Here is a 17,972-nt window from a genome sequence, read left to right on the forward strand (position 1 = left end):
GAGGAGGTCCCCGCGCGGGCCTCGGACGGGGCCGAGGTGGCCAGCCCGGTCAGCCTCTCCACCGCCCTGCCGGCACTGGCGAAGAGTTAGCGCGATCTGCCGGTTCGCGCTGTGTTCGCGTACGCTCAAGGGATGAGCATCATGCCGGAGCCCGTCGCGGAGCAGGACCTCCCGTACAACGTGTTCGCCAAGGCCTGCCCCTCGCGCGGCACGCTGGAGCACGTCACGGGACGCTGGGGGGCACTCACCCTCGGCGCCCTGTACCAGGGGTCCCTGCGCTTCAACGAACTGCGCCGCCGCGTCGACGGGGTGAGCGAGAAGATGCTCTCGCAGACGCTGCACGCGCTGGAACGGGACGGTCTGGTGCACCGCGAGGCCCAGCCGACGAACCCGCCCCGCGTGGACTACGAACTGACCTCCCTCGGCCGCGAGGTCGCCGAGCGGCTGCTGGCCCTCATCCACTGCGTGGAGGGCCGGATGGACGAGGTCCTCACCGCCCGCGAGACCTACGACGCCCGCCGGGCCTGACGCTCAGCCCCGGCCGGGCGTCCCGGGCCCGGCGGCACGCGTGCGCGGTGCGGGCTGGCACTTCGGGCAGTAGTAGCTGGAACGGTTCATCCAGGGACGGCGGCGCATCGGCGTGGCGCAGCGGCGGCAGGGCAGGCCCTCGCGGCCGTAGGCGTCCAGGGAGCGTTCGAAGTAGCCGGATTCGCCGTTGACGTTGACGTACAGGCTGTCGAAGCTGGTGCCGCCGACGGCGAGGGCCGCGTTCATCACGTCCCTGATGTGACCGAGGAGTCCGGCCGAGCGCGGGCGGGTGAAACCTGTGGTGGGGCGCTCGTAGTGCAGGCGCGCCCGCCACAGCGCCTCGTCGGCGTAGATGTTGCCGACGCCGCTGATCAGCGACTGGTCGAGCAGGGCCCGTTTGATCGTGGTGCGCTTGCGGCGCAGTGCCTGGTGGAACGCCTCGTCGTCGAACAGCGGATCGAGGGGGTCACGGGCGATGTGCGCGATGACGTCGGGCAGGCCGTCCGGGGTGTTGTCGTGCAGGGAGAGACCGCCGAAGGTGCGCTGGTCCACGAAACGCAGCTCGGTGCCGAGGGAGTCGGCGAACCGGACGCGGATGCGCAGGTGCTTCTCGTCGGGCGCCTCGTGCGGCTGGACCAGCAGCTGGCCGCTCATGCCGAGGTGGGCGAGGACGGACTGGTTGGTCTCCTCCAGCGGCAGCCACAGGTACTTGCCGCGCCGGGCGGCGGCGGCGATGTGGTGGCCCTTGAGGCGGTGCGCGAAGTCGTCGGCGCCCGCGACGTGCCGGCGTACGGCGCGCGGGTGCAGCACCTCGACGTCGGCGACGGTGCGGTGGGAGACCCACCGCTCCAGGCCGCGCCGGACGACCTCGACCTCGGGCAACTCGGGCATCGGGACCCCCGTCAGGACCGTGACCCCACGGTCCGCTGGACGAATCCGAGCGCCCGCCCCGAGCAATGGGCTCGGGGCGGGCGCTCGGTCAAGCTGTACTGCTCGTACCGGTCAGGCGGAGGCGGACGACGGGTCGCCGTCCTGGGCGGCGGCCTGCCCGGCCGCCTCGGCGCGCTCGTCCGCGGCGGCCTTGATGGCCCGCCAGGCGGACTCGGCGGCCTGCTGCTCCGCCTCCTTCTTGCTGCGGCCGGTGCCGGTGCCGTACGAGACGCCTCCGACGCGGGCGGCAGCAGTGAAGGTCTTCTCGTGGTCGGGGCCGGTCTCCGTGACCAGGTACTCGGGTACTCCGAGCCCTTCGGTCGCGGTGAGTTCCTGGAGGCTGGTCTTCCAGTCCAGGCCGGCTCCGAGGTTCGAGGACTTCTCGATCAGCGGGTCGAACAGGCGGTGCACCAGTTCGGAGGCCGCGTCGAGGCCCTGGTCGAGATAGACCGCACCGATCACCGCTTCGAGGGTGTCGGCGAGGATGGAGGCCTTGTCCCGGCCGCCCGTGCCCTCTTCACCCCGGCCGAGCCGGATGAAGGAACCCAGGTCGAGTCCGCGGCCCACTTCCGCCAGCGCACGCGAGTTGACCACCGCGGCCCGCAGCTTGGCCAGCTGGCCCTCGGGCAGGTCGGGGTGGGTGCGGTACAGCGTGTCCGTGACGACGAGGCCGAGGACGGAGTCACCGAGGAACTCCAGCCGCTCGTTCGTCGGCAGGCCGCCGTTCTCGTACGCGTAGGAACGGTGGGTCAGCGCGCGCACCAGAAGGGCGGACTCGAGCTGGTAGCCGAGCCGCCCTTCCAGAAGCGTGTGGGACGAGGCCGTGTTGTCCGACGGAACACTCCCGCGTCGGCGGGAACTGCTGGCGTCGGCGTCAGCCGCCTTCTTGGCAGTGGACACGGTGCCTCTCACCAGCCGCTCAGACCTCGAGGACCTGGCGCTTGTTGTAGGTGCCGCAAGACGGGCACGCGATGTGCTGCAGCTTGGGCTCGTGGCAGCGCTCGCACGCAACCAGGGTGGGGACCGCAGCCTTCCACTGCGACCGGCGGTGGCGCGTGTTGCTGCGCGACATCTTCCGCTTCGGAACAGCCACGGCTACTTCTCCTGCTTCTCGTCGACGCCCGCTTCGGCGCCGCTCATCTCGTCCTTCTCGCCGTCCGACGTGGTGCCGGCGAGTCCCTGCAAAGCCGCCCAACGGATGTCGACGGCGTCGTGGTGGTGGTCCGGGTCGTCCGCGAGCCGCACTCCGCACTGGGAGCACAGGCCCGGGCAGTCTTCCTGGCACACCGGCTGCATCGGCAGTGCGAGCACCACCGCATCGCGCAGCAGAGGTTCGAGGTCGAAGAGTCCGTCCTCGAGAAGGAGCCTGTCCTCGTCGTCCTCGGCGTCGTCGCCCGGTTCCGCGATCACGCGGCCCCGGTCGTCGGCGTCAGGGTACGAGAACATCTCCTGGAAGTCCGCTTCGAGCGCAAGCCCGACCGGCTCCAGACACCTTACGCACTCCCCCTCGGCCTGTGCACGGGCGGTGCCTGTGACGAGCACACCTTCCATGACCGACTCGAGCCGGAGTTCGAGTTCCACCGGGGCGCCTTCCGGCACTCCGATCACTCCGTGGATACCGAGGTCCCGGGGGGCCGGGACCTCGCGGGTCAGGCGCTGCAGCGCGCCGGGCCGCCGCCCCAGCTCATGTGTGTCGAACACGAGAGGGTTGCGGTGGTCGAGGCGGGAGCTGTGAGCCATTCCTGCTTTCGGTTTCCGAACTCGGAGGGACGCCGCCTCGGAGGTGCACCCGGGCAGCGCTGACCGCGCACTTACGCGCGACCGAAGAGCCAGGATACTTGACCTTTCGCTCTCGGCCCAATCCGGTCTCCGGGGCCGGAGCGCGGCGGCCCGGAGCTACAGGCCGCGCCCCTGTTCGTAGGCCCGCAGCTGCTCGGCGCTGATCATGCCGGTGTCGAAGAGGCTGGTCTCGTCGAGGGCATACCCCTGGTGGGCCGGGCTCTGCTGCGGCTGCTGCGCCTGGTGGCCCTGGTGCGCCTGCTGGACGTCGTGGGCCTGCTGCGTCTCGTGCGCCTGCTGGGGCTGGTGCGGGTCGTAGGCGCCGGTCTGGCCGGGGTCGTATCCCCCCTGGTAGCCGTAGGGGTCGGCCTGCTGGTAGCCGTACGGGTCCTGCTGGCCGCCGTAACCCTGCTGGTAGCCGCCGTAGGGATCGCCCTGGGCGGGCTGGGGCTGCTGGTAACCGTAGGCCGGCTGCGGCTCGTACACCGGCTGCTGCGGCTGCTGCGGGCGGCCGGGCCGGTCGGCGGCGGCGGGGGCTGCGGGGCTCTCGGTGAGGTCCGCGAGGCCGGCGAGGTAGTCGGCGTCGCTGGAGTGCTGCACGGTGCTGGTGTCGTCGGCGAGGGCGCCGAGGTCGTCGGTGGCGATGCGGCCGTGCAGCTTCTGCCGGCCGCGGCCGACGGCCTCCAGGGTCTTGGCGAGCACGGCCTCGAAGGCGCCCAGCTTGGCGTCGACGTAGGCGTCGGCGTCGCGGCGCAGGGTCTCCGGGTCGTGGCTGCGCTCGGGGGCGTCCTCGTCCTCGTAGCCGTTCTCGTTCAGGCCGGGGCCGGTGCCCAGCAGCTTCTCCCGGCCGCGGCCGACCGAGCCGAGGGTCTTGGTGAGGACCACCTCGAAGTTGGCGAGCTTGGAGTCGACGTAGTCGTCGGCCTCGGCGCGGACCTCCTCGGCCTCCCGGCGGGCCTCGGACAGGATCCGGTCGGCCTCCGCCTGGGAGCGGCGGGCCACCTCGGTGTCGGAGATCAGCGAGCCGCGCTCGGCGTGCGCGGTCTCGATGATCCGCTCGGCCTCGCGCCGCGCCTCCTCGACCATCTGCTCGCGGTCGCCGATCAGCTCCTGGGCCTGTGCCAGCGAACCGGGCAGGGCCTGGCGCACCTCGTCGAGCAGCGCGAGCAGTTCGGCGCGGTTGACCACGCACGAGGCCGACATGGGCATGGACCGGGCGCCGGAGACCGTGGTCACGATCTCGTCGAGCTTCTTCTGCACGTCCACGGTGTGCTCGCCACTCCCTACCGATGTGCGGGTAACGGACGGGACGACTGTACGACCATGCGGCAGCCGCCGGACACCGGGTGACGGGCCGTCAGGACGTCACTTCTTCCGCAGCCGGGCGGTCAGCGCCCGCAGGACGACGTCGGGCACCAGGTGGGCGATGTCGCCGCCCCAGGCCGCGACCTCCTTCACCAGGGAGGACGACAGGAAACTGTAGGTGGGGTTGGTCGGCACGAAGAGCGTCTCGACACCGGAGAGGCCGTTGTTCATCTGGGCCATCTGCAGCTCGTAGTCGAAGTCGCTGACCGCTCGCAGGCCCTTGACGATGGCGGGGATCTCGCGCTGCTTGCAGAAGTCGACGAGGAGGCCGTGGAAGGACTCGACGCGGACGTTGCCGTAGTCGGCGGTGACCTGGCGGATGAGGTCGATGCGCTCCTCGATCTCGAACAGGCCCTTCTTGGACTGGTTGATCATCACCGCCACGTAGACCTCGTCGTACAGACGGGAGGCGCGGGCAATGATGTCGAGGTGTCCATTGGTGATCGGGTCGAACGACCCGGGACAGACGGCGCGGCGCACTTGAGATCCCTCGCTCTCCGGTCCGGTCATCGTGCGTCTTCGCACATAGAGGCGGCGCGACCGTACCAAAACGTTCCCTCGCCGTAGCGGCGGGCCCGGATCGCGTCGAAGCCGGGCGGCCACCCGAACTCGCCGCCTCTGGTGCTGCGCTCCACGGTGACGAGGGCCCCCGCGGCGAGCCACCCCTGAGAGCGGAGTGTGAGCAGAATCTCCCGAAGATCGTCGTCGGAGACGGCGTACGGCGGGTCGAGGAAGACGATGTCGTACGGGCCGGCCGGGGGCGGTGACTGGACGGCCTGCTCCGCGCGGCCGGCGCGCACCTCCGCCCCGGGCAGACCGAGGGCCTTGACGTTCTCCCGGACGGTGCGGGCGGCGCGGGCGTCGGCCTCGACGAGGAGGACGTGCCCGGCGCCGCGGGACAGGGCCTCCAGGCCGACGGCGCCCGAGCCGGCGTACAGGTCGAGGACCCGTTCGCCCTCCAGCGGGCCGCCGAGCAGGGACTGCCAGGTGGAGAACAGGCCTTCACGCGCGCGGTCGGAGGTGGGGCGGGTGCGGCCACCCTGCGGGACGGCAAGGCGACGTCCGCCGGCTTTGCCGGCGATCACGCGGGTCATCTGAGGTCCTTGATGGTGAGCGGCTTTGCGTCCAGTGTGGCCGGTCGCGCGGTCCGCCGCGCTCCTGGGCCGGTGGGGTCCGGTCTGTTCAGCCCTTTTCCAGGTACTGCTCCCTGTCCTCGTCCAGCAGGGCGTCCAGGGCCGTGCGCAGGCCGGGCAGGTGCTCCAGGGCGGGGTCGGCGGCCACCACGGCGGCGGCCTCCTCGCGGGCCTGGGCGATGATCTCCTCGTCCTCGATGACGGCGAGCACCCGCAGGCTGGTGCGGGCCCCGGACTGGGCCTGGCCGAGGACGTCGCCCTCGCGGCGCTGTTCGAGGTCGATGCGGGAGAGTTCGAAGCCGTCGAGGGTGGCCGCCACCGCGTTCAGCCGCTGGCGGGCGGCGCTCGCCTCGGGCATCTCGGTGACCAGCAGGCACAGACCGGGCGCCGAGCCGCGGCCGACCCGGCCCCGCAGCTGGTGCAGCTGGGAGACGCCGAAGCGGTCGGCGTCGGTGATCACCATCACGGTGGCGTTGGGGACGTTGACGCCGACCTCGATGACGGTGGTGGCGACCAGCACGTCGGTGTCGCCCGCGGCGAAGCGGCGCATGACCGCGTCCTTGTCGTCGGGCTGCATCCTGCCGTGCAGCACCTCGACCTTCAGGCCTTGCAGGGGACCCTTCGCGAGCTGCTCGGCCACGTCCAGGACCGCGAGCGGGGGGCGCTTGTCGGCGCCTTCCTCCGGGGGCTTCTTCCCGGCGGCCTTCCCGGGCTCGTCCTCCTCGTCCCCGATGCGCGGGCAGACGACGTACGCCTGGTGCCCCTGGGACACCTCTTCGCGCACCCGCTCCCAGGCGCGCGCGAGGAAGTGCGGTTTGTCGGCGGCGGGGACGACATGGCTGGCGATGGGCGAGCGGCCGGCCGGGAGCTGGTCCAGGACGGAGGTCTCCAGGTCGCCGAAGACGGTCATCGCGACCGTGCGCGGAATGGGGGTGGCGGTCATGACCAGCAGGTGCGGCGGCTGTTTGCCCTTGCCGCGCAGGGCGTCGCGCTGCTCGACGCCGAAGCGGTGCTGCTCGTCCACGACGACGAGTCCGAGGTCGTGGAACTGCACCTTGTCCTCGATCAGCGCGTGGGTGCCGATCACCAGGCCGGCCTCGCCGGTGGCCAGGTCGAGCAGGGCCCGCCGGCGGGCGGCGGCGCCCATGGAGCCGGTGAGCAGCACCACCTTGGTGGCGTGCTCGGTACCGCCCAGCATCCCTCCCTCGGCCAGCTCCCCCATCATTTCGGTGACCGACCGGTGGTGCTGCTGGGCGAGCACCTCGGTGGGCGCGAGCATCGCGGCCTGTCCGCCCGCGTCCACGACGGCGAGCATGGCGCGCAGGGCCACCAGGGTCTTGCCCGACCCCACCTCGCCCTGGAGCAGCCGGTGCATGGGGTGGTCGGTGGCGAGGTCGTCGAAGATCTCCCGGGAGACCTTGCGCTGGCCCTCGGTGAGGGTGAACGGGAGGCGGTCGTCGAAGGCGGCGAGCAGGCCGTGCGGGCCGGGCTTCCTGGGAACGGCGGGAAGCTGCGTCTCGGCGTGCCTGCGGCGGGCCAGGGCGACCTGGAGGACGAACGCCTCGTCCCACTTGAGGCGGGCGCGGGCGTCGGCGATGTCCGCCTTGGTGTGCGGGCGGTGGATCTTGAGCAGGGCCTCGGGGAGGGTGACCAGGCCGCGGCCGTCGCGCAGGGCGGCGGGCAGCGGGTCGACGGCCTCCTGGGCGCTGGGCAGGACGGTCTGGACGGCCTTGCCGATCTTCCAGGACTCCAGTTTGGCGGTCGCGGGGTAGATCGGGATGAGGGCGCCGGCCCAGGACTCGACGGTCTCCTCGGCGTCGCCCCTGAGCAGTTCGTAGGCGGGGTGGGCCAGCTGGAGGCGCCGGTTGAAGACGGAGACCTTGCCCGCGAACAGCGCGCGGGTGCCCGGCAGCAGTTCCTTGTGGGGTTTGTGCACGCCGTTGCCGAAGAAGACCAGCTGGAGCCGGCCGCTGCCGTCGGTGATCGTCACCTCCAGGCGCTGGCCCTTGCCGCGCGGCGCCCGGGAGGAGGCGAAGGTGTGCAGGCGGGCGTCGGCGACCTGGGCGACCACGGTGACGTGCTCGTCCATCGGGAGGTCGGCGAGGTGGGTGAGCTGGCCGCGCTCCTCGTATCTGCGGGGGTAGTGGTGGAGGAGGTCACCGACGGTGTGCAGGCCGAGGTGCTCGGCCATCACCTTCGCGGTGGCGGGGCCGAGCACCGACTTGAGCGGTTGGCGCAGTGGTTCTGGCAGTGCGGGCACGAGATCCATTGCACACCACGGCACCGACAATGCCGTAGCCGTCCGGGGAAACCGCTGGTCGCGCGGGGTGCCCGGGCTGTGGACGAGGCGCGCCCCGGCCTTCCCGTCCCGGCAGGCGCGGGCGGGAGGATGAGGGCGGCGCGGGACCGCTATTCCACGCCGATGAGCAGCAGGGCGCCCTGTCTGCCGCCCCGGTAGACGACCGTGTCGACGGCCAGGTAGGAGTCGCGGACGCGGGCTTGGAGGTGGCCTGCGACGGTGTCGGGGACCTCGTCGCCGAGGACGAGGGTGACCAGTTCGCCGCCGGCCGCGAGCATCCGGTCCAGGACGGTCCGGGCGGTGGCGGTGACGTCCGGGCCGATGACGGCGACGTCGCCGTCGATGAGGCCGAGGACGTCCCCGGCCTGGCAGATGCCGGCGGTGGTCCAGGAGCGGTGCTCGGCGACGACGACCTCGGCGTGGCGGGTGGCCCCGGCGGCCGAGGTCATGGCCACGACGTCCTCGTCGAAGCGGCGGCCGGGCTCGTGCACGGCGAGTGCGGCGATGCCCTGGACCGCCGAGCGGGTCGGGATGAGGGCGACCCGGATGCCCTCGCGGCGGGCCTGCTCGGCCGCCGCGGCGGCGGTGTCGCGCAGCTCGGCGTCGTTGGGCAGCAGGACCACCTCGCGCGCGTGCGCCCGCCGCAGGGCCTCCACCAGCTCGCCGCTGGCCGGCGGCTCGCCGGGGCGGGCGAGCACCGGGGTCGCCCCGGCCTCGGCACACAGTGCGGCCAGCCCCTCGCCCGGGACGACGGCCACCACCGCGCGCGGGGCGGGCTCGCGCGTGCGCTCGGCGGTGGCGGCGGTGTGCGCGTCGCCCGCGCCGAAGTGCGTGATCCGGATCCGGTGCGGACGGCCGGCCTCCACACCGGCCTCCACCGCGGCCCCGGCGTCGTCCACGTGCACGTGGACGTTCCACAGTCCGTCGCCGCCCACCACGACCAGGGAGTCCCCGAGCGCGTCGAGCCGCTGCCGCAGCCGGGCGACGGCGAGGTCCTCGGCCTCCAGGAGGTAGGTGACCTCGAAAGCGGGGCCGCCGCTCGCGGAGGCGGCCGAAGGGGCGGCGGATGCGGTGGGCGGGCAGGGCGCCGGGGGCTCGGCCGGCGTCGGGGGCCCGGCCGCCGCGCAGGGCCCGGGGGTCTCGGTGGGTTCGGCGTCGTCCCGCACGCGCGCGTGCGGGACGACGGACCGGTTTCCGGCCGCCCGCGCCGGCGGGGCGCCGCCCTCCCCCGGACCGGGCCGCGCGCCCGGCCCCCGGGAGGCGGGCGTCCTTCCCGCGGGGGCCTCGCGGGCGGCGGACGGCGCCTGCCCCGTGAACGTCTCGACCAGGGCAGCCAGGACGGCCACCAGGCCGCGTCCGCCCGCGTCGACCACCCCGGCGCGCTCCAGGACGGCCAGTTGGCCGGGGGTGGCGGCCAGGGCCGTGCGCGCGCCCTCGTAGGCCGCCCGTGCCACCGCCCCGCAGTCGCCCTCGGCGCCGGTGGCCGCGTCGGCGGCGGCCGAGGCGACCGAGAGGACCGTGCCCTCGACGGGGTGGGCCACGGCCTGCCGGGCCGAGTCGGCGGCCCGCCGCAGGGCGAGCCGCAGCCCGCGGCCGTCGGTGTGGGCGTTGTCACCGTCGGCGGCGAGCACCTCCGCCATGCCGCGCAGCAGCTGGGCGAGGATCGTGCCGGAGTTGCCGCGGGCGCCGATGAGCGCCCCGTGCGCCATCGCGCGCGCGGCCTCGGAGAGCGAGGGGCCGCCGGAGGCCGCGCCGCCCGCCTCGTGGCCCGCGAAGACGGCCTCGACGGCCGCGGCGGCGGACTCGGCGGTCAGGTAGAGGTTGGTGCCGGTGTCGCCGTCGGCCACGGGATAGACGTTGATCGCGTCGATCTCCTCGCGCGCGCGACCGAGGGCGCGCAGGGCCAGGCCGCACCAGGTGCGCACCGCCGGCGCGTCGAACGTCTGCGCCACCTGCGCCACCTGCGCCTCCTCGAGCTGCTGGACCGGACGGCAGCGTAGACCCAGGGGCGGCGCCCGCCGGAGGAGGGCCCGGGCGGGCCCCTGAGCCGCCATGGTAGTTTCGTTGTACGGGAGCAGGCGTTGTATGCTGCTCCGGTTGCCCGATCCTGTCGGGCTCTTCCCCCTGGCACCGCCACTCAGATTCAGCGTGCTCTTCGAGCCTCCGGATCCTGATCCCGGCATGCCGGGATCAACCGTAAGTGCATCTGAAGTCTTTGGAGTGACCCGTGGCTGCCAACTGCGACGTCTGCGGCAAGGGGCCGGGCTTCGGCAACAACATCTCGCACTCGCACCGCCGTACGTCCCGTCGCTGGAACCCGAACATCCAGCGTGTGCGTACCGTGGTCGGCGGGACGCCGAAGCGCGTGAACGCTTGCACCTCGTGCATCAAGGCCGGCAAGGTCTCGCGCTGACGCTCAGCTGAGCGCGCGGCCACTGCCGGTTCGCTGCACTGAGCCGGTCCACCTGTCAGGTGGGCCGGCTTTTTGCCGTACCCGGACGCCGGGCACCGCGCCCGCCCGCCGGAATCCGGGCAGCCCGCCGGAATCCGGGAAATGCCTTCACGCCGCCGCCGGTGGCGCATCCGCCGCCGACGGGTGGCGCGGCCGGGGCCGGCCGGACCGGCTGCCCGGCTCGCGCGGGGGCGGCCCGCTCCGTCGAGCGGTTCACCGGGAAGGCGGCCACCGCGACCGGGCCGGCGCGGACTACCCGGCGGTGTGAGGTGTGCGGAACCTCCAGCCGTGGTCCACGGGACCGATCCCGCCGCCGAGCGCGAAGCCGGCCGCGATGGCCCCGGTGACGTACTCCTTGGCGGCCGTCACGGCCTCGGGCACGGACTGGCCCTTGGCGAGCTGCGCGGCGACGGCGGAGGCCAGGGTGCAGCCCGTGCCGTGGGTGTGCCGGTTGTCGTGGCGCGGGGCGCGCAGCCAGTGTTCCTCACGGCCGTCGGTGAGCAGGTCGACGGCGTCTCCCGCGAGGTGGCCGCCCTTGACCAGCACCCAGGCCGGGCCGTACGCCAGGACGGCGTCGGCGGCCTCGCGCAGCTGTTCCTCCGAGGTGACCTCGACGCCGGTGAGTTGGGCGACCTCGTCGAGGTTGGGGGTGGCGACGGTGGCCGTGGGCAGCAGGGCGGTGCGCACCGACTCCAGGGCGGAGGCGGCCAGCAGCGGATCGCCGTGCTTGGAGACGCCGACGGGGTCGACGACCACGGGCGCGTCCGTGCCGGCCAGCAACGCGGCCACCGCCTCGACCAGTTCCGCCGAGGACAGCATGCCGGTCTTGACCGCCTGGACGCCGATGTCGTCGACGACGCTGCGGTACTGGGCCCGGACCGCCTCCACGGGCAGTTCCCAGGCGCCCTGCACGCCGAGGGAGTTCTGCGCGGTGACCGCGGTGAGCACGCTCATGCCGTGCACGCCGAGGGCGAGCATCGTCTTCAGGTCGGCCTGGATGCCGGCGCCGCCGCCGGAGTCGGAACCGGCGACGGTCAGGACGCGCGGGGGTGCGGCGCTCACGACTCGATGTCCCCGAAGTGGTCCCAGCCGCCCTTTTTGGTCCAGGGGGCGCCGTCGACCGTGACCTGGGGCAGGGCCGAGGGGTTGAGCACTTCGCCGATCACCTTCCAGCGGGCCGGCAGTTTCACGTCCGGGGGGAAGGTCGCCACGATCGCGTGGTCCTCCCCTCCGGTCAGCACCCATTGCAGCGGGTCGACGCCGACGGCCTGCCCGATGTCGTTCATCTGCGAGGGGATGTCGATGGCGCCGGAGCGGACGTCGATGCGGACCTTGCTGGCCTCCGCGATGTGCCCGAGGTCGGCGATGAGTCCGTCGCTGACGTCACACATCGCGGTCGCGCCGAGTCCGGCGGCGGCGGGGCCCGCGTGGTAGGGCGGTTCGGGCCTGCGGTGCGCCTCGACGAAGGCGCGCGGGGAGCGGAAGCCGCGGCAGAGCACGGCGTACCCGGCGGCGGACCAGCCCAGCCAGCCGGTGACGGCGACGAGGTCACCGGGCTGGGCGCCCGCACGGGTCACCGGTTCGTGGTTGCGCAGGTCGCCGAGGGCGGTGATCGACACCATGATCGTGTCGCCGCGGACCACGTCGCCGCCGACCACGGAAGCCCCGGCGACCTGGCACTCGTCGCGCAGGCCGTCCATCATCTCGGTGGGCCAGGTGACCGGCAGTTCGGCGGGGACGACCAGGCCGAGCAGCAGCGCGGTCGGCACGGCACCCATGGCGGCGATGTCCGCGAGGTTCTGCGCGGCGGCCTTGCGGCCCACGTCGTACGCCGTGGACCAGTCGCGGCGGAAGTGCCGCCCCTCCAGGAGTATGTCGGTGCTCGCCACGACCCTGCGGTCGGGGGCGGCGACCACCGCGGCGTCGTCGCCGGGGCCGACCCGGACCGCCGGGGTGGTGGTGAGACGGGAGGTGAGCTCCCTGATGAGCCCGAACTCCCCGAGCTCACCAACAGTGCCCTTCATTGCCCTTACGCCCCTTCTGTCCCTGTGCGTTCCCGGTCGGGTTCCCACTCGCGCGTCCGCGCGGGCCTCGTTACGGTCGTGGTGTCCGTCGACTTCAGTCCTACCTGCACCCCGGCGCGCGGGCCACGTCGCTCCCGGGTCTCCCCGTGGCGTGCGGCGACGCGATACCGTGGCGTTCCTTTTCCCCACATGATCCTCGTGGCCGCCCTGGAGGTTCCGTGGTACAGGCGTACATCCTGATCCAGACGGAGGTCGGCAAGGCGTCGACCGTCGCCGAGACGATCAGCAGACTGCCCGGAGTGATCCAGGCCGAGGACGTGACGGGTCCCTACGACGTCATCGTGCGCGCGCAGGCCGACACCGTCGACGACCTGGGTCGCATGGTGGTCGCCAAGGTCCAGCAAGTGGAGGGCATCACCCGCACCCTGACCTGCCCGGTCGTGCATCTGTAGCCCCCGTCTACCCTTGGGCCGGTGAGTTCCTTCCGTCACCGGCTGCTCGGCCTGCCCGTCGCCCTCGCCGCGCTGATCACCGCAGCGGGCTGCTCCTCAAGCGACGACCGTGCCACCGCTGCGGTTCCCAGCCCGGACACGGCGGTCGCGAAGCTGTGCGGGAACCTGGACAGAGCACTGCCGCAGAAAGTGGACGGGCTGAGCCGCAAGGACCCCCGGCCCGGCTCCGCGCTCACCGCGGGCTGGGGAAGCCCGGCGATCATACTGCGCTGCGGTGTCCCCCGGCCCGCCGAGATGGACGACCCGGAGGCCGACGGCGCGGAGGTGGACGGGGTCGGCTGGCTGCTCCAGAAGCAGCCGGACGGATCGTTCCGCTTCACCACCACCCTGCGCAAGGCCTACGTCGAGGTCAGCCTGCCCGCGAGCCGCACCGGCAACGGCGTGGCCCCGCTGGTCTCCCTGGCCCCGGCCGTCAAGAAGGCGATCCCCGAGGGGATCGCCGACTGAGATCTTCGCCGGGAGCGAGGAGCGGGGCGGCGCCGTGGGGCCCGGACCGGCTGCCGGCCGCGGACCGTGGCCGGCCGGACCGCGCCCACGCGGCGGAGCCGCGCTGCCGCCCCGCGTCTCTCGTGGGGCGCTTTCAGCGCAGGCCGGTCGACCGGTTCAGCGCCGCCTGGATGAGGCGGTCCACCAGTTCCTCGTAGGAGACGCCGGTGGCCTGCCACATCTTCGGGTACATCGAGATGGGCGTGAAGCCGGGCATGGTGTTGATCTCGTTGATCACGAACTCGCCGTCCTCGTCGAGGAAGAAGTCCGCGCGGACCAGACCCTCGCAGGACGCCGCCTCGAACGCCTCCACCGCCAGCCGCCGCACCTCGGCGGTCTGCTCCCCGGTGAGCGGGGCGGGCACGATGCCGGGTGTGGAGTCGATGTACTTGGCCTCGAAGTCGTAGTACGCGTGCTGCTGGGGCGGCGGGATCTCGGCGGGCAGGGAGGCGCGCGGGCCGTCTTCGAACTCCAGCACCCCGCACTCGATCTCCCGGCCGCGCACCGCGGCCTCCACGAGCACCTTCGGGTCGTGCCGCCGGGCCTCCTCGATCGCCTCATCCAGGCCGGAGAGGCCGTCGACCTTGGTGATGCCGATCGAGGAACCCGCGCGCGCGGGCTTCACGAACAGCGGCCAGCCGTGCTCGCCGGCGAAGTCGACGATCTTCTTGCGGGCCGCCGCCCGGTCCCCCGCCCACTCGCGCGGGCGGATCACCACGTACGGGCCGACCTTGAGCCCGAAGGAGGTGAACACCCGCTTCATGTACTCCTTGTCCTGGCCCACGGCCGAGGCCAGCACGCCCGAGCCGACGTAGGGCACGCCGGACAGCTCCAGCAGGCCCTGGAGGGTGCCGTCCTCGCCGTAGGGGCCGTGCAGCACCGGAAAGACGACGTCGACCTCGCCGAGCGCCTTGGGCACCGAGCCCGGCTCGCTGTAGACGACTTCGCGGCTGCCCGGGTCGACGGGGAGCACCACGCCGCCCTCGCCGGTCTCGGCGAGGTCGTCGACGCTGGGCGTACGCCGGTCGGTGATCGCCATGCGGTCCGGGTCGTCCGCGGTCAGGGCCCAACGGCCGTCCCGGGTGATGCCGATCGGCAGGACCTCGTACTTGGTCCGGTCGATGGCGCGCAGCACCGCACCCGCGGTGACCACGGAGATCCCGTGTTCGGAGCTGCGGCCGCCGCAGACGACGGCCACGCGCGGCTTGCGAGGCGGCTGCTCGGGGCTCTGGGGGAGGTTCTCGGTGCTCATATCGCGATGAGAGTACCCGGTGGTAGGGCCCCGGGGCAGGCTGGGAAACGCGGGTCGCTCAGCGTCGTTCGGGCTTCGCGCTGCGCGACATCAGCTCCTTGAGGGCGTCCTTGGGGGATTTGCCTTCGTGCACGATGCCGACGACCGTCTCGGTCAGAGGCATGTCGACGCCGTGCCGGCGGGCCAGATCCAGCACCGACTCACAGGACTTGACGCCCTCGGCGGTCTGCCTGGTGACCGCGATGGTCTCCTGGAGCGTCATGCCCTTGCCGAGGTTGGTGCCGAAGGTGTGGTTGCGCGAGAGCGGCGAGGAGCAGGTGGCCACCAGGTCGCCGAGGCCGGCCAGGCCGGAGAAGGTCAGCGGGTCGGCGCCCAGGGCCATCCCCAGGCGGGTGGTCTCGGCGAGCCCGCGCGTGATGAGGGAGCCCTTGGCGTTGTCGCCGAGCCCCATGCCGTCGGCGATGCCGACGGCGAGGCCGATGACGTTCTTGACGGCGCCGCCCAGTTCGCAGCCGACGACGTCGGTGTTGGTGTACGGCCGGAAGTACGGGGTGTGGCAGGCGGCCTGGAGCCGGCGGGCGACGGCCTCGTCGGTGCAGGCCACCACGGCGGCGGCCGGCATGCGGGCGGCGATCTCGCGGGCGAGGTTGGGGCCGGTGACCACGGCGATGCGGTCGGGCCCGACCTTCACGACGTCCTCGATGACCTCGCTCATGCGCATGGCCGAGCCGAGTTCGACGCCCTTCATCAGGGAGACGACGACGGTGTCCGGGGCCAGCAGCGGCTGCCAGGCGGCCAGGTTGGCGCGCAGGGTCTGGGAGGGGACGGCGAGGACCGTGAAGTCGGCGCCGCGGGCGGCCTCTGCGGGATCCGTGGTGGCCCGCACGGTGCGCGGGAGGTCGATGCCGGGCAGGTAGTCCGGATTGGTCCGGGCGGAGTTGACCGCCTCGGCCACCTCCGGGCGGCGGGCCCACAGGGTGACCTCGCAGCCGGCGTCGGCGAGGACCACGGCGAAGGCGGTGCCCCACGATCCGGTGCCGAAGACGGCCGCCCTGACCGGCTGGTCCGGCTTGCTCACGTGCCCTGCCCCTCTTCCTGCACCGCTTTCTCCCGCGCTGCCTCGTCCTGTTCCTGCGCGGCCCCGGTCCGGCCCTGTGCCGCCTGGGCCTGCGCCTGGGTCCTGCGGCGCTGTTCGATCCGCTCGCGGCGCGGGTCGTACGGCACGGCGGGCGCCTTCTCGCCGCGGATGTGCTCCAGCTGGCGCGTGACGGCGGCCATGATGACCTCGGTGGCCTCCTTCAGCACCTCCGGGGTCATGTCGCGGTCGTAGAAGCGCGAGAGGTCCACCGGCGGCCCGGCCAGCACGTGGTGGGTCTTGCGGGGCAGCAGCCTGGGCTTCTTGGCGTAGGGCGGCAGGAGTTCGTTGGCGCCCCACTGGGCGACCGGGATCACCGGGCACCGGGTCTGCAGCGCGACCCGGGCGGCACCGGTCTTGCCGGTCATCGGCCAGCCGTCGGGGTCGCGGGTGAGGGTGCCCTCGGGGTAGAAGGCGACGCACTCGCCGCGCTCCACGGCGTCGATCGCGGCGCGGAAGGCGCTCAGCGCGTCCGTGCTCTCCCGGTAGACGGGGATCTGCCCGGTGCCGCGCATCGCGGCGCCGACGAATCCCTTCTTGAAAAGCCCGCTCTTGGCGAGGAATCGCGGGACGCGGCCGGTGTTGTACTGAAAGTGGGCGTACGCGAAGGGGTCGATGTGCGAATTGTGGTTCACCGCCGTGATAAATCCACCCTCCGCCGGCATGTTCTCCATTCCACGCCAGTCCCGCTTGATCAGAACCACCAGCGGCGGTTTGCAGATCACCGCTGCGAAGCGGTACCAGAAGCCGATTCTGCGGCGGGGCACACGAACACCTTCCTCTAGGGCTGACCTGTGGGCCGGGGGGCCGCACAAGTGTCGCCCCAGGCCGCCGGTCTGTCGAGGGACACCGTACGCCCCGGCCTGCCCGCGACCCGATGGGCCAGGGAGAATGTCCGCGACGAGAGAGGGACGAACGCCCGTGCAGTGGACCTTGGTGATCCCCCTGAAGCCCCTGTCGCGGGCCAAGAGCAGACTCTCGGACACCGCCCACGACGGTGTACGCCCGCACCTGGCCCTCGCCTTCGCCCAGGACACGGTGGCGGCGGCGCTGGACTGCCCCGCGGTCGCGGATGTGGCGGTCGTCACGGACGACCGGCTGGCCGCGCGGGAGCTGGCGGTGCTGGGCGCGCGGATCGTCCCCGACGCTCCGCGGGCCGGCCTGAACGCCGCGCTGGCGCACGGAGCGGCGACCGTACGGGCGGCGGGCGGGGCCCGTCCGGTGGCCGCCCTGAACGCGGACCTGCCCGCGCTGCGGCCGGCGGAACTGGCCCGGGTCCTGGACGCCGCGACGGAATTCCCGCGCGCATTTCTGGCGGACGCGGCACAGATCGGCACCACCCTGCTCGCGGTCGCCCCGGACCAGGAATTGCGGCCGGCTTTCGGCACCGGTTCCCGCAGCCGCCACCGGGAATCCGGGGCGGTGGAACTGCGGCTCGACGCGGTGCCTTCGGTACGCCAGGACGTGGACACCGGCGACGACCTGCGGGCGGCCCTGGCCCTGGGTGTCGGCCCGCGCACGGCGGCCGCGGCGGCACGGCTGCTGATCGCCGGGCAGTGAGAGCGGGCGGGGCACGGACGAACGACCCGGGACAAACGGGGTCCCGGGAACGGGAGACCGGGACGGGGAGGCCGGAGCTGGGGAGACCGGAAAGCGGAAGGCCGGGTAAGCGGGGAACGGGAGGCCGTGGACTCGGAAGGTCGTGGACTCGGGAGGCCGCGGGTTCGGCAGGCCGGGCAGGGACGGGCTCCGGAGGGGGGCAGTAGGCTGCCGTCATGCAGGCCACCGCATACACGTACGACGCCGAAAGCCGCAGCGGGCAGGTGCTCCTGGACGACGGCACACCCCTGCCCTTCGACGCCGGGGCGTTCGACGCGGGGGGTCTGCGGCTGCTGCGCCCGGGCCAGCGGGTGCGGATCGAGACCGAGGGTGAGGGCAGCGGCCTGCGGATCACGCTGGTGACGCTCCAGACCTTCTGACCTCGCCGGACGCGGCCGGGTTGCCGGGATCGGGCGAACGGCCGCCGCACATGCCGCGGGCCGGGCTCCCTCGGGAGTCCGGCCCGGCGCGTGAGTAC

Annotated in this window: 19 protein-coding genes and 1 pseudogene; 6 read left to right on the top strand and 14 right to left on the bottom strand. The window is 73.0% G+C overall.

The window, feature by feature from the left end; all coding sequences use genetic code 11:
* The first annotated feature begins 132 nt into the window (after positions 1–132).
* The gene (locus AC6I72_RS09085) at positions 133–528 is read left to right on the top strand and encodes a winged helix-turn-helix transcriptional regulator (RefSeq protein ID WP_498000342.1); all 396 of its coding nucleotides are present in this window, start codon (positions 133–135) and stop codon (positions 526–528) included.
* Between the two features lie 3 nt (positions 529–531).
* Here the strand turns inward: AC6I72_RS09085 and mutM are convergent, their stop codons facing one another.
* The 9 genes and pseudogenes from mutM to AC6I72_RS09130 form a co-directional block, all read right to left on the bottom strand.
* Complete coding sequence (gene mutM, locus AC6I72_RS09090) at positions 532–1,419, bottom strand: bifunctional DNA-formamidopyrimidine glycosylase/DNA-(apurinic or apyrimidinic site) lyase (RefSeq protein WP_498000343.1); 888 nt, start codon at positions 1,417–1,419, stop codon at positions 532–534.
* Positions 1,420–1,530: 111 nt separating this feature from the next.
* Complete coding sequence (gene rnc / locus AC6I72_RS09095; protein WP_498000344.1) at positions 1,531–2,370, bottom strand: ribonuclease III; 840 nt, start codon at positions 2,368–2,370, stop codon at positions 1,531–1,533.
* 7 nt (positions 2,371–2,377) lie between these two features.
* Positions 2,378–2,551 (bottom strand): 50S ribosomal protein L32, encoded by a 174-nt coding sequence (rpmF, locus tag AC6I72_RS09100; RefSeq protein ID WP_007493396.1) that lies wholly within the window; start codon positions 2,549–2,551, stop codon positions 2,378–2,380.
* Positions 2,552–2,553: 2 nt separating this feature from the next.
* Positions 2,554–3,198 (bottom strand): YceD family protein, encoded by a 645-nt coding sequence (locus AC6I72_RS09105; protein WP_037862147.1) that lies wholly within the window; start codon positions 3,196–3,198, stop codon positions 2,554–2,556.
* Positions 3,199–3,354: 156 nt separating this feature from the next.
* Complete coding sequence (locus tag AC6I72_RS09110; RefSeq protein WP_498000345.1) at positions 3,355–4,503, bottom strand: F0F1 ATP synthase subunit B; 1,149 nt, start codon at positions 4,501–4,503, stop codon at positions 3,355–3,357.
* Positions 4,504–4,602: 99 nt separating this feature from the next.
* On the bottom strand, positions 4,603–5,082 hold the full coding sequence (gene coaD / locus AC6I72_RS09115; protein ID WP_498000346.1) for a pantetheine-phosphate adenylyltransferase: 480 nt from the start codon (positions 5,080–5,082) through the stop codon (positions 4,603–4,605).
* Between the two features lie 26 nt (positions 5,083–5,108).
* Positions 5,109–5,699: pseudogene (gene rsmD, locus AC6I72_RS09120) on the bottom strand (16S rRNA (guanine(966)-N(2))-methyltransferase RsmD); the annotation flags it as partial.
* Between the two features lie 85 nt (positions 5,700–5,784).
* Positions 5,785–8,004, bottom strand: coding sequence for an ATP-dependent DNA helicase RecG (recG, locus tag AC6I72_RS09125; protein WP_498000347.1), 2,220 nt, complete (start codon positions 8,002–8,004; stop codon positions 5,785–5,787).
* Between the two features lie 140 nt (positions 8,005–8,144).
* Positions 8,145–9,995, bottom strand: a complete 1,851-nt coding sequence (locus tag AC6I72_RS09130) for a DAK2 domain-containing protein (RefSeq protein ID WP_498000348.1) — start codon at positions 9,993–9,995, stop codon at positions 8,145–8,147.
* A gap of 266 nt (positions 9,996–10,261) precedes the next feature.
* Here AC6I72_RS09130 and rpmB point away from each other — a divergent pair, with 266 nt between their 5' ends.
* Positions 10,262–10,447 carry a 50S ribosomal protein L28 gene (gene rpmB, locus AC6I72_RS09135; RefSeq protein WP_003993230.1) on the top strand — a complete coding sequence of 62 codons (186 nt, stop codon included), beginning with the start codon at positions 10,262–10,264 and terminating at the stop codon, positions 10,445–10,447.
* A 291-nt stretch (positions 10,448–10,738) separates the two neighbouring features.
* On the opposite strand, the gene thiD is transcribed toward rpmB, so the two are convergent.
* Both thiD and AC6I72_RS09145 read right to left on the bottom strand, forming a co-directional pair.
* Positions 10,739–11,548 (bottom strand): bifunctional hydroxymethylpyrimidine kinase/phosphomethylpyrimidine kinase, encoded by an 810-nt coding sequence (gene thiD / locus AC6I72_RS09140; RefSeq protein WP_498000349.1) that lies wholly within the window; start codon positions 11,546–11,548, stop codon positions 10,739–10,741.
* Positions 11,545–12,510: a thiamine-phosphate kinase gene (locus tag AC6I72_RS09145; RefSeq protein ID WP_037862137.1), complete on the bottom strand. Its 966-nt coding sequence runs from the start codon at positions 12,508–12,510 to the stop codon at positions 11,545–11,547. Before AC6I72_RS09145 ends, thiD begins: the two co-directional genes overlap by 4 nt.
* A 218-nt stretch (positions 12,511–12,728) precedes the next feature.
* On the opposite strand from AC6I72_RS09145, the gene AC6I72_RS09150 reads away from it, so the two are divergent.
* Positions 12,729–12,962, top strand: coding sequence for an Lrp/AsnC family transcriptional regulator (locus tag AC6I72_RS09150; protein WP_366725642.1), 234 nt, complete (start codon positions 12,729–12,731; stop codon positions 12,960–12,962).
* Between the two features lie 21 nt (positions 12,963–12,983).
* Positions 12,984–13,469 (top strand): DUF3515 domain-containing protein, encoded by a 486-nt coding sequence (locus tag AC6I72_RS09155; protein ID WP_037862136.1) that lies wholly within the window; start codon positions 12,984–12,986, stop codon positions 13,467–13,469.
* A 133-nt stretch (positions 13,470–13,602) separates the two neighbouring features.
* Here AC6I72_RS09155 and AC6I72_RS09160 read toward each other — a convergent pair whose 3' ends face one another.
* From AC6I72_RS09160 to AC6I72_RS09170, 3 genes are read right to left on the bottom strand one after another with little or no spacing between them, the layout of a single operon-like run.
* Complete coding sequence (locus AC6I72_RS09160) at positions 13,603–14,760, bottom strand: D-alanine--D-alanine ligase family protein (RefSeq protein WP_498000350.1); 1,158 nt, start codon at positions 14,758–14,760, stop codon at positions 13,603–13,605.
* 58 nt (positions 14,761–14,818) lie between these two features.
* Positions 14,819–15,838, bottom strand: coding sequence for an NAD(P)H-dependent glycerol-3-phosphate dehydrogenase (locus tag AC6I72_RS09165; protein WP_498000351.1), 1,020 nt, complete (start codon positions 15,836–15,838; stop codon positions 14,819–14,821).
* The gene (locus AC6I72_RS09170) at positions 15,835–16,662 is read right to left on the bottom strand and encodes a lysophospholipid acyltransferase family protein (protein WP_498000352.1); all 828 of its coding nucleotides are present in this window, start codon (positions 16,660–16,662) and stop codon (positions 15,835–15,837) included. Before AC6I72_RS09170 ends, AC6I72_RS09165 begins: the two co-directional genes overlap by 4 nt.
* Before the next feature lie 154 nt (positions 16,663–16,816).
* On the opposite strand from AC6I72_RS09170, the gene cofC reads away from it, so the two are divergent.
* The gene (gene cofC / locus AC6I72_RS09175) at positions 16,817–17,455 is read left to right on the top strand and encodes a 2-phospho-L-lactate guanylyltransferase (RefSeq protein WP_498000353.1); all 639 of its coding nucleotides are present in this window, start codon (positions 16,817–16,819) and stop codon (positions 17,453–17,455) included.
* A gap of 215 nt (positions 17,456–17,670) precedes the next feature.
* Positions 17,671–17,874 carry a hypothetical protein gene (locus AC6I72_RS09180; RefSeq protein WP_498000354.1) on the top strand — a complete coding sequence of 68 codons (204 nt, stop codon included), beginning with the start codon at positions 17,671–17,673 and terminating at the stop codon, positions 17,872–17,874.
* Positions 17,875–17,972: the final 98 nt, after the last annotated feature.

The sequence above is a fragment of the Streptomyces sp. Xyl84 genome, assembly GCF_059731885.1.

Bases quoted from the DNA above. Each gene is read 5' to 3' on its own strand.
- AC6I72_RS09085 (WP_498000342.1), top strand. From the start codon at position 133: ATGAGCATCATGCCGGAGCCCGTCGCGGAGCAGGACCTCCCGTACAAC.
- mutM (WP_498000343.1), bottom strand. From the start codon at position 1,419: ATGCCCGAGTTGCCCGAGGTCGAGGTCGTCCGGCGCGGCCTGGAGCGG.
- AC6I72_RS09105 (WP_037862147.1), bottom strand. From the start codon at position 3,198: ATGGCTCACAGCTCCCGCCTCGACCACCGCAACCCTCTCGTGTTCGAC.
- recG (WP_498000347.1), bottom strand. From the start codon at position 8,004: ATGGATCTCGTGCCCGCACTGCCAGAACCACTGCGCCAACCGCTCAAG.
- AC6I72_RS09145 (WP_037862137.1), bottom strand. From the start codon at position 12,510: ATGAAGGGCACTGTTGGTGAGCTCGGGGAGTTCGGGCTCATCAGGGAG.
- AC6I72_RS09160 (WP_498000350.1), bottom strand. From the start codon at position 14,760: ATGAGCACCGAGAACCTCCCCCAGAGCCCCGAGCAGCCGCCTCGCAAG.
- AC6I72_RS09180 (WP_498000354.1), top strand. From the start codon at position 17,671: ATGCAGGCCACCGCATACACGTACGACGCCGAAAGCCGCAGCGGGCAG.